The 9,276-nt window shown below is 70.3% G+C and carries 8 protein-coding genes; 2 read left to right on the top strand and 6 right to left on the bottom strand.

Translation table 11 applies throughout. From position 1 onward, the window contains the following. From AZE13_RS11440 to AZE13_RS11430, 3 genes are all read right to left on the bottom strand, one after another. Positions 1-614: MFS transporter (locus AZE13_RS11440; RefSeq protein WP_147264657.1), on the bottom strand; the 614-nt coding region annotated here is incomplete at its 3' end. Then, entirely contained in the window at positions 611-1,237 is a 627-nt protein-coding gene (locus AZE13_RS11435) for a TetR/AcrR family transcriptional regulator (protein WP_066929785.1), read from the bottom strand. The genes AZE13_RS11440 and AZE13_RS11435, both read right to left, overlap by 4 nt. 197 nt (positions 1,238-1,434) lie before the next feature. Next, a complete protein-coding gene (locus AZE13_RS11430) occupies positions 1,435-2,646 on the bottom strand; it encodes a S8 family peptidase (protein ID WP_066929783.1) in 1,212 nt (403 codons plus the stop codon). A 724-nt stretch (positions 2,647-3,370) separates the two neighbouring features. Between AZE13_RS11430 and AZE13_RS11425 the strand changes: the two genes are divergently transcribed. Then, positions 3,371-4,261, top strand: coding sequence for an aminoglycoside phosphotransferase family protein (locus AZE13_RS11425; RefSeq protein ID WP_066929781.1), 891 nt, complete (start codon positions 3,371-3,373; stop codon positions 4,259-4,261). Positions 4,262-4,286: 25 nt separating this feature from the next. Here the strand turns inward: AZE13_RS11425 and AZE13_RS11420 are convergent, their stop codons facing one another. Then, positions 4,287-5,006: an exonuclease domain-containing protein gene (locus tag AZE13_RS11420; protein ID WP_066929779.1), complete on the bottom strand. Its 720-nt coding sequence runs from the start codon at positions 5,004-5,006 to the stop codon at positions 4,287-4,289. A 142-nt stretch (positions 5,007-5,148) separates the two neighbouring features. After that, on the bottom strand, positions 5,149-6,399 hold the full coding sequence (locus AZE13_RS11415) for an SAV2148 family HEPN domain-containing protein (protein WP_066929776.1): 1,251 nt from the start codon (positions 6,397-6,399) through the stop codon (positions 5,149-5,151). Between the two features lie 437 nt (positions 6,400-6,836). Between AZE13_RS11415 and glgX the strand changes: the two genes are divergently transcribed. After that, on the top strand, positions 6,837-8,999 hold the full coding sequence (gene glgX, locus AZE13_RS11410) for a glycogen debranching protein GlgX (protein ID WP_066929774.1): 2,163 nt from the start codon (positions 6,837-6,839) through the stop codon (positions 8,997-8,999). On the opposite strand, the gene AZE13_RS11405 is transcribed toward glgX, so the two are convergent. Continuing rightward, positions 8,935-9,276: PP2C family protein-serine/threonine phosphatase (locus tag AZE13_RS11405; protein WP_066929772.1), on the bottom strand; the 342-nt coding region annotated here is incomplete at its 5' end. The two genes, glgX and AZE13_RS11405, sit on opposite strands and share 65 nt — an antisense overlap.

Below are 9,276 nucleotides of genomic sequence, written 5' to 3'. Positions count from 1 at the left end.
CCCCCCGCCGTACCGTCGGCGGGCGCCGGTACGCGTACGGTCTCGGCGGGCGCCGGTACACGTACGGTCAGCGCCAGTCCGCCGATCACCAGCGCGGGCACCACGTTCAGGAAGAACACGGCCCGCCAGCCCCAGTGGGCGGTGAGGGCACCGCCGACGACCGGGCCCGCGGCGGCGGCCAGGCCGATCGCGCTGGTGCGCACGGCGATGGGCATACCGAGCCGGTCGGGCGGGTACGCGGTGCGCAGCATCCCGAGTGTGGCGGGCTGCAGCAGCGCGCCGAAGATTCCCTGGGCGACGCGCAGTGCGATCACCCAGCCGATGCCGGGCGCCAGGCCGATCCCGGCCGAGGCGGCACCGAAACCCAGGCTCCCGAGGGCGAAGACCCGTTGATGGCCGTACCGGTCGCCGAGCCGCCCGGCGAAGACCAGCAGGCCGGCCACGGCGATGAGGTAGCCGGTGCTGGTCCACTGGACCTGACCGACCGAGGCATGCAGATCCCGCCGCAGGGCGGGCTGAGCGACTGTCAGCACGGTGCCGTCCAGGGCGACGATCACGGCACCGGTGATGCTGCCGGCCAGCGTCAGGCGCCGGTGGCGGCGCAGGCCGGTCATCGCTTCTCCGGCCCGAGGTGGGCGTCCAGTGCGGCACGGAGCAGCGGGTCGACGTCCTTGACCCCCGTCGCGAGCGGAAGACTGCCCCAGCCCCACAGCTGGGCGATGCCGTGCAGGTTCCCCCACAGGGCGCCCGCGACCACCCGCGGTTCCCCGCCGGACGGCGGGCACACTCGGGCGACCAGATCCACCAGTACGCGGAAGAGCGGCAGACTGGTCTCCCGCAGCCCCAGTCGACCGCTCTCCAGCAGGTCATGCCGGAACATCAGCTCGTACATGCCGCGGTGGTCCCGCGCGAAGTCGAGGTAGCACCGGCCGAGCGCCGTCAGCTGAGCCCGCGGGCTCGTCTGGCCGGCGTCGGTCACGTCGGCGACCTGCGCGGCCAGCTCGGCGAAGCCCTGGCGTGCGATGGCGGACAGCAGGTCCAGGTGGCTGGGGAAGTAGCGGCGCGGAGCCCCGTGCGACACCCCGGCGCGGCGGGCGATCTCGCGCAGCGACAGCGCCTGCGCACCCTCCTCGGCGACGAGGCCGACGCCCGCCTGGACCAAACGGGCGCGCAGGCCCGGGCCTTGTGTGCCGTCAGGTGCGGACACCCCGGCCCGTACGCGTTCACTCTTGGGCATAGACACTGTCTACCAGTCCTCGTAGACAGTGTCTACTCGCGGATCGGGCGGTACACATACACGGGCCGGGGGTGGCACACGTGCACGACCTGGGCGGTGCACGTGTACCAACCGGGCGGTACACACGAACGCCGGCCGCCGCGCACCGTGGGGGCGAGCGCGACGACCGGCGTCGGGAGCTGAGGGGTGAGTGGTGGCTACTCGACGACCTTCAGCAGCTTGTTGGGCGTACCCTGGCTCGGGTTGCTGATCTTGTCGGGGGTGGCCCCGTCGGTCAGCGCCTTCTCCACGTCGGCGGGCGCGGCGTCCTTGTGGTTCGCCAGGTAGAGCGCGGCGGCGCCGACGACGTGCGGGGTGGCCATGGAGGTACCGGAGATGGTCTTGGTGGCGTCGTCACCGGTGTTCCACGCCGAGGTGATGTCGGAGCCGGGAGCATAGAGGTCCACGACGCTGCCGTAGTTGGAGAAGTCGGACTGCTGGTCCTGGTCGGTGCTGGAGGCCACCGTGATGGCCTCCGGCACGCGCGCCGGGGAGCTCTGGCCGGCGTCGCTGGACTCGTTGCCCGCCGCCACACCGTAGGTGACGCCGGCGTCGATGGACTTCTTCACGGCCGCGTCGAGGGCCTCGTCGACACCGGCGCCGCCGAGGGACAGGTTGGCGACCGAGGGACCCTTGTGGTTCTTGGTGACCCAGTCGATACCCGCGACGACCTGCTCGGTGCTGCCGGACCCCTGGGCGTCCAGCACCTTGACGGCCACGATCTTGGTCTTCTTCGCGATGCCGTGCGCGTCACCGGCGATGGTGCCCGCGACGTGGGTGCCGTGACCGTTGTCGTCCTCGGCCTTGTCGCTGCCGTCGACGGCGTTGAAGCCGAACGACGCGCGACCGCCGAAGTCCTTGTGGCTGATGTGCACACCGGTGTCGATGACGTACGCGGTGACACCATCGCCCGCGCCGTCGGGGTAGTTGTACTTCTTGTCGCCCTGGGTGTCCGCCTGGTCGACCCGGTCCAGACCCCACGACGGCGGGTTGTCCTGGGTGGCAGTGATGTGGAACTTCTTGTTCTGGACGACCTTGTCGACGGCCGGGTCGGCGGCGAGGCGCTTGGCCTCTTCGCTGCTCATACCGGTCGTCGAGAAACCGTTGATCGCGGAAGAGAAGGTCCGCTTGACCTCACCACCGTACTTGGAGGCCAGGTCACCGCTCTGCGCCGTACGGATCGACTTCTTGAGCATGACGATGTAGCTGCCGTCCACGGCACCCTTGGCTTCGGCTCCGTAGATCTTGCCCTCGGCCGGGGCGGGTGACGCGCCCGCGGTGACGGCGGTGACAGCGGCGATACCAGTGGCGGCGACAGCGGCCGCTATGGCCGTGACGAGCCGCTTCTTGCTGGAACGCTTGTGACTCATGCGAGGGTTTCTCCTCGATTGTGGTGTGGGGGGAAGGCAGTACGCCAACAGCCCGTGGACGAAGGAGAATCCACGTCGGGCTGGCTCGAAACCCTGTCTGATTGATGGGTTCAATTCAAGGGGCACCCAGGCGTGTGACATAAACAACAACGCTGCGAAATTCCAAAAGCCCCGCAGAAATGGTCAAAAGAGCGTCAGGTCGGTGGTGAACTGTTCAACTCCGTTTACACACAGGAAACAGAGGGTCACAAGCCGCACTGAACAGCGGGCGGATCCGATGAACTCCACGACCGCTCGTCGCCACCCTCGCGCGCCACCCCCGACGCAAATGCTCGTTATTCGCGGCGATTTGAGAATTGCCCCCCTGCCTGACCGGCCGTCAGGATCCGTCCGCCATTCGGACAGCCGGACAGAACCGCGCAGTTCAGCGCCGATAGCCCGGGGGCGCGATCTTGCCCTCACATCCGGATAACCTCGGACCGACCGGGCGGGGCCGGCGCGCAGCGACCGGATCCTTCAGCGGCCAGGTGACACCGCGCCGCCGCCCGCTCCCCCGATGTCGTCGCGCTCGCCCGCTCCCTGGCCGCCCGCGTCATCGCTATGACGGCCGTCACAGCGGTCGAGGTCCCGGCCGGATGCCGTGTTCCGTGACGGGTCTCTCCGCCGTGGCAGCGTCGGCGACCTGCGACACTGGTCGGGTCGGCCCACCGCAGGAGGCAGCACCATGACCGAACCGAGCCCCGCTCCCTTCACGGAGGCGCGCGCCCGGGATGTCCTGGCCGCGGCCGGGCGGCCGGATGCGGCGGCCGATGCCCGGCTGCTCTCGCTCGGCGAGAACGCCGTCTTCGCCCTCGGCGACGGCGGTCCGGTCGTACGGGTGGGCCGCAGCGCCGAACTCCTGGAGCGCGCCGAACGGGAACTGGGCGTGGCGCAGTGGCTGGCGGCCGAGGGCGTACCGGCCGTACGGGTCGCGGAGCCGGTGGCCACACTGGTCGACGGGCACCCCGTGACGTACTGGCAGCGGCTGCCGGAGGCCGTCCGCCCGGCCGGGCCGCGCGACCTCGCCGAGCTGCTGAAGCTCGTCCACGCCCTGCCGGAGCCGCCGTTCGCGCTGCCCCGGCGTGAGCTGCTGGACGGCGTCGAGCGCTGGCTGAGGCTGGCAGGCGACGCCGTGTCGGCACCGGACGCGGAGTATCTGCGTGGCCGGCGGGACGCCTTCGCGGCGGCCGCCACCGCACTGGAACCGCATCTGCCGCGCGGCCCCATCCACGGTGACGCGCTGGCCCGCAACGTCCATGTCGGACCCGACGGGCCGGTGCTGGTCGACCTGGAGACCTTCTCCTCCGACCTGCGCGAACACGATCTGGTCGTGATGGCGCTGAGCCGGGACCGCTACGGCCTGGCCGCGGACGCGTACGACACCTTCGTCTCCGTCTACGGCTGGGACGTACGGGACTGGGAAGGCTGCGCGGTGCTCCGCGGATCCCGGGAGACGGCGAGCTGCGCCTGGGTCTCCCAGCACGCGCCCGGAAACCCGGCGGCGCTCAAGGAGTTCCGGCGCCGGATCGCCTCGCTCCGCGAGAAGGACGCGACGGTACGGTGGTACCCCTTCTGACGCCGGGCAGCGCTCCCCGCGCCCGTCAGGTGCCGGGCTGGTACGGGATCAGCGGCCAGGCCGGCTCGACTATCGCCTGAGGGTTGCCCGAGCGGCGCAAGTACGCCTGGAACGACGCGGCCTGTTCGGCGGCGGCCTGCTCCTGGAGCTCGTGCAGCGCACGCGGAGAGGGGATGGTCACAGCCGGATACCGTTCCCCGATGCGCCGGGCGACACCGGCTGCGGCGGCTGCGTCCGCACCCGCCTCGTGTGCCCCGTCCAGCCGGACGTCGTAGTGGCCGCACAGCGCCTGCAGGGCGCGCTTGCCCTTGCGGTACCGGTCCACATGCTTGTCGAGAACGAGCGGGTCGATGACCGGCGCGGGGGCGCGCCCCAGCCGCTCCGTCAGGGTCGGGACGCCATGACGCCGGCACTCGCGGTCCAGGAGGGAGAGGTCGTACCGGGCGTTCATCACCACCAGCGGGATGTCCGCGCGCAGAGCATCGGCGAGCGCCTCGGTGATCTCCGCTATCGCGGTGGCCGGCACAGACCCGTGCTCTCGGACATATGCGGTCGAAAAGCCATGAATGGCCGCCGCTTCCTCGGGGATCGGCACACCGGGATCGAGCAGCCAGGTCCGCTTCCCGGCCGCCCGGCCGTCCCCCTCCAGCCGGATCAGGGCGGCGGTGACGATGCGGTCCCGCTCGACGTCCGTGCCCGTGGTCTCCAGGTCAAAGCTGACCAAAAGCTCCTGATGCCAGCTCATGCCGCCTCCTTCGGTGGTACATCCCCCGTTGCCCACCCACTCTCGCACGCCCCACTGACAATCCCCCGGGCCGCCCGCCACATCAGGACAGTTCGGAAAAATTCGGGAAATTGCCGGAAAGTGTAGGAAGGTTCGGGAAAGTTCAGGAAACAGGCCGTGAATCCGCCCAAATACTCTCGAATTCCTCCCGATAGGTCTCGAAGAGACCGTGATCGCCGTCGCGCCCGTCCCGCGCATCCTGCCGGACGACGTCACGTACCCCGCCGCGCAGGACCAGGACCGGCGACTCCATACCCCGGCTCTTGCGGAGATAGGGCTGGACGACGGCTATCCCGTCGGGGCCGTCGCCGTCGACGAGGTACGCGGTGAAGCGCGGGGTCTCGTCGAAGACCTGGATCTCGAAGGCTCCGGGGTCATGCAGCCGGGACCGTACCCGCCGCATATGGAGGATGTTCATCTCGATGGAGCGGCTCATCTCGCCCTTCTTGAGGCCGATTTCACGCTCCCGTCGGCGGACCGCGCTGCTGGCGGGGTTGAGGAAGAGCAGCCGGACCCGGCAGCCCGATTCGGCGAGCCGGACCAGGCGGCGTCCGGAGTAGTTCTGGACGAGGAGGTTCAGGCCTATGCCGACGGCGTCGAGGCGCCGGGCGCCGCCGAAGAGATCCTCGGCGGGGAGCTGCCGCTGGAGCCGCACCCGGTCGGGGTGCACGCCGATGACATCGGCGTAGCGGTCGCCGACCAGGTCCTCCACCGCGTCGATGGGCAGCCGCCCGGAGATCCTGGTGCCGATACCGGAGCCAAGGATGTCCAGGAGGCGGGCGGAGGCCCGCTCGGCCTGGGCGAGGACGGTCTCGGACAGCGCCCGATTGCGGGAGACGATGTTCCGGGCGACCTCCAGCTCGTCGAGAGCCAGCTCGACCTCGCGGCGGTCGTCGAAGTACGGCTCGAAGCAGGGCCAGTGCTGGACCATCAGTTCGCGGAGTTGCGGCAGCGTCAGAAAGCTGACGATGTTGTCGTCCGCGGGGTCGAGGAGGTACCCCTTGCGGCGGCTGACCTCGCGTACCGCGACCGCGCGCTGGACCCACTCCTGCCCGGCGGGTCCGGCCGCGGCGATCACCCATTCGTCGCCGTGCACCGGCTCGTAGACGGGCCGCAGGACGGCCGCGACCACGGCCCGCAGCCGCTGCTCGACGAGGTTCAGCCAGATGTAGGCCCGGCCGGCCCGGCGGGCGCGGGTGCGCACCTCCCGCCAGGCGTCCGCGCCCCAGTCCAGTTCCGCCCCGATCTCCAGTGGCCGCGCCAGGGACACCGTGCCGGGCGGTGCGTCGACGGAGCCGCTTTCATGCCCTTCGTGACTCTCGCCACCAGGGGGCAACTCCAGCCCGCCGCTCACCTGCCACCGCCTTCCGAACCCCGTGCCCAACGATCAAGGCAGACTACTGCGGTGCGGGAGGCGGTGCAGCAGGAAGGGTCGACTCATCTACCAACTCCCCTTATTCATAGTGTCGGTTGTGACCGCGCAGTGCGGTCGGAGTGAGCGGATTCATAGCCGTGACACCCCGCGGCACCAGCCGGAGCACGCGATGGGGTGTCCCGGCGGCCGTACGTTGACCCAGGAGATCGCAAGAGATCGTGCGAGGTCGCATGAGGGCGCGCGAGGTCGCGAGAGGCCGTGAGAGGTCGCGTGAGGCCGCGACGCGTCAGCCGGGACCCACCCACGGATGTCACGCTCCGTCACGTTCACGCTCCGGCATCCACCAGTGGGACGTGTGTCGTGGAGTCGCCGCGGCTCCCGGCGAGAAAGTGGGGAGAAAGTGGAAGAGTCTAGGCATGCAGGTCTGGCCGGGACAGATGTATCCGCTGGGTGCCACCTACGACGGGGCGGGCACCAACTTCGCGGTGTTCTCCGAAGCCGCGAACCGCATCGAACTGTGTCTGCTGCACGACGACGGTTCGGAGACCGCCGTCGAGCTGCGGGAGAGCGACGCCTTTGTGCGGCACGCCTACCTGCCGGGGGTGATGCCGGGGCAGCGTTACGGCTTCCGGGTACACGGCCCGTACGAGCCGCAGCGCGGACACCGCTGCAACTCCGCCAAGCTGCTCCTCGACCCGTACGCACGGGCCATGAGCGGCGTGATCGACTGGGACGAGGCGGTCTACGGCTACCGCTTCGGCCGCCCCGAGGTACGCAACGACCTGGACTCCGCGCCGCACACCATGGCGTCGGTGGTGGTCAATCCGTACTTCGACTGGGGCGACGACCGCCCGCCGCGCACCGCGTACCACGAGACGGTGCTCTACGAGGCCCATGTGAAGGGCCTGACGATGCGCCATCCGGAGCTCCCCGAGGAGCTGCGCGGCACCTACGCGGCGCTGGCGCATCCGGCGGTCATCGGCCATCTGACGAAGCTGGGCGTGACCGCCCTGGAGCTGATGCCGGTGCACCAGTTCGTCCAGGACCACCGGCTGGTGGACGCCGGGCTGACGAACTACTGGGGCTACAACACCATCGGGTTCTTCGCCCCGCACAACGCCTATGCGTCCTGGGGCGACCGCGGGCAGCAGGTACTGGAGTTCAAGACCGCGGTGCGGGCCCTGCACCAGGCCGGTATCGAGGTGATCCTCGATGTCGTCTACAACCACACGGCCGAGGGCAGTCACCTCGGCCCGACGCTGTCGTTCCGGGGGCTGGACAACGCCTCCTACTACCGGCTGTCGGAGGACCGGCAGTACTACGTGGACACCACCGGCACCGGGAACTCGCTGCTGATGCGCAGCCCGCACGTGCTGCAGCTGGTGATGGACTCGCTGCGCTACTGGGTACAGGAGATGCGGGTGGACGGCTTCCGCTTCGATCTGGCGGCGACGCTGGCCCGGCAGTTCCACGAGGTGGACCGGCTGTCGTCGTTCTTCGACCTGGTGCACCAGGACCCGGTCGTCAGCCAGGTGAAGCTGATCGCCGAGCCGTGGGACGTCGGTGAGGGCGGCTACCAGGTGGGCAACTTCCCGCCGCTGTGGACCGAGTGGAACGGGAAGTACCGGGACACCGTGCGGGACCTGTGGCGGGGCGAACCGCGCACCCTCGCGGAGTTCGGTTCCCGGCTGGCCGGCTCCTCGGACCTCTACCAGGAGGACGGACGGCGGCCGCTGGCCTCGGTGAACTTCGTGACCTGCCACGACGGCTTCACCCTGCGCGACCTGGTCTCGTACAACGACAAGCACAACGAGGCCAACGGCGAGGACAACCGGGACGGGGAGCGCTACAACCGGTCCTGGAACTGCGGCGCCGAGGGGCCGACCGACGACCCCTCGGTACGCCGGCTGCGGGCCCGCCAGATGCGGAACCTCATCGCCACGCTGATGGTGTCGCAGGGCGTGCCGATGCTCAGCCACGGGGACGAGTTCGGGCGCAGTCAGGGCGGCAACAACAACGCGTACTGCCAGGACAACGAGCTGTCGTGGGTGCGCTGGCCGGAGCCCGGCGACCGGGACGACAGCCCCTCGTCGGACGACGCCGGGGGCCCGGACGGGGAGGCGCTGGAGCTGCTGGAGTTCGTCCGGCGCATGGTGTGGCTTCGGCGCGACCACCCGGTCTTCCGGCGGCGGCGGTTCTTCCAGGGCCACCCCGCGGAGGGCGCCGGCGACGAGCTGTCCGACATCGCCTGGTTCACGGCCGGCGGGCGGGAGATGGGGCCGCGCGACTGGCAGTCGGTGCATGCCAAATCGCTGACGGTCTTCCTCAACGGCAGCTCGATCTCCGAGCCGGGGCCGCGCGGTGAACCGGTCACCGACGACTCGTTCCTGCTGCTGTTCAACGCCCACGACCAGGAGAAGGAGTTCCTGGTACCCGAGCACCTGGGCCGGCAGTGGCAGGTGGTGGTGGACACCGACCGGCCGCGGGCGGCGGCGGACGGCGGCGGCACCCGGGTCAAGGCCGGCGACCGGCTGACACTGACCGACCGGAGTCTGCTGGTGCTGCGACGGCCGGCGTAGCACCGGTGCCGGGTGGCGGGTGCCGGGTGGCGGGTGGCGGGTGCCCGACGGCGTCGATGCCGTGGCCGGTGACCTCGCCGACGACCAGGGCCACCCGTGCGCCGGACAGCGCGATGACGTCGAACCAGTCGCCGCCGATGTCGCCGAGCTCGTTGGCGGGACGGTAGGCGGAGGCGACCCGTACGGCGTCCTGGGCGGGGGAGCTCTGCGGCAGCAGGCTGCGCTGGAGGGCGAGCGCCGTCTGGCGCTCCCGGGTGTAGCGGCGGGCGTTGTCCAT

Origin of the sequence: Streptomyces sp. NBRC 110611 (assembly GCF_001590865.1) — a bacterium.
Taxonomy (GTDB): Bacteria; Actinomycetota; Actinomycetes; order Streptomycetales; family Streptomycetaceae; genus Streptomyces.
This window is presented reverse-complemented; position numbering and strand designations above follow the sequence as displayed.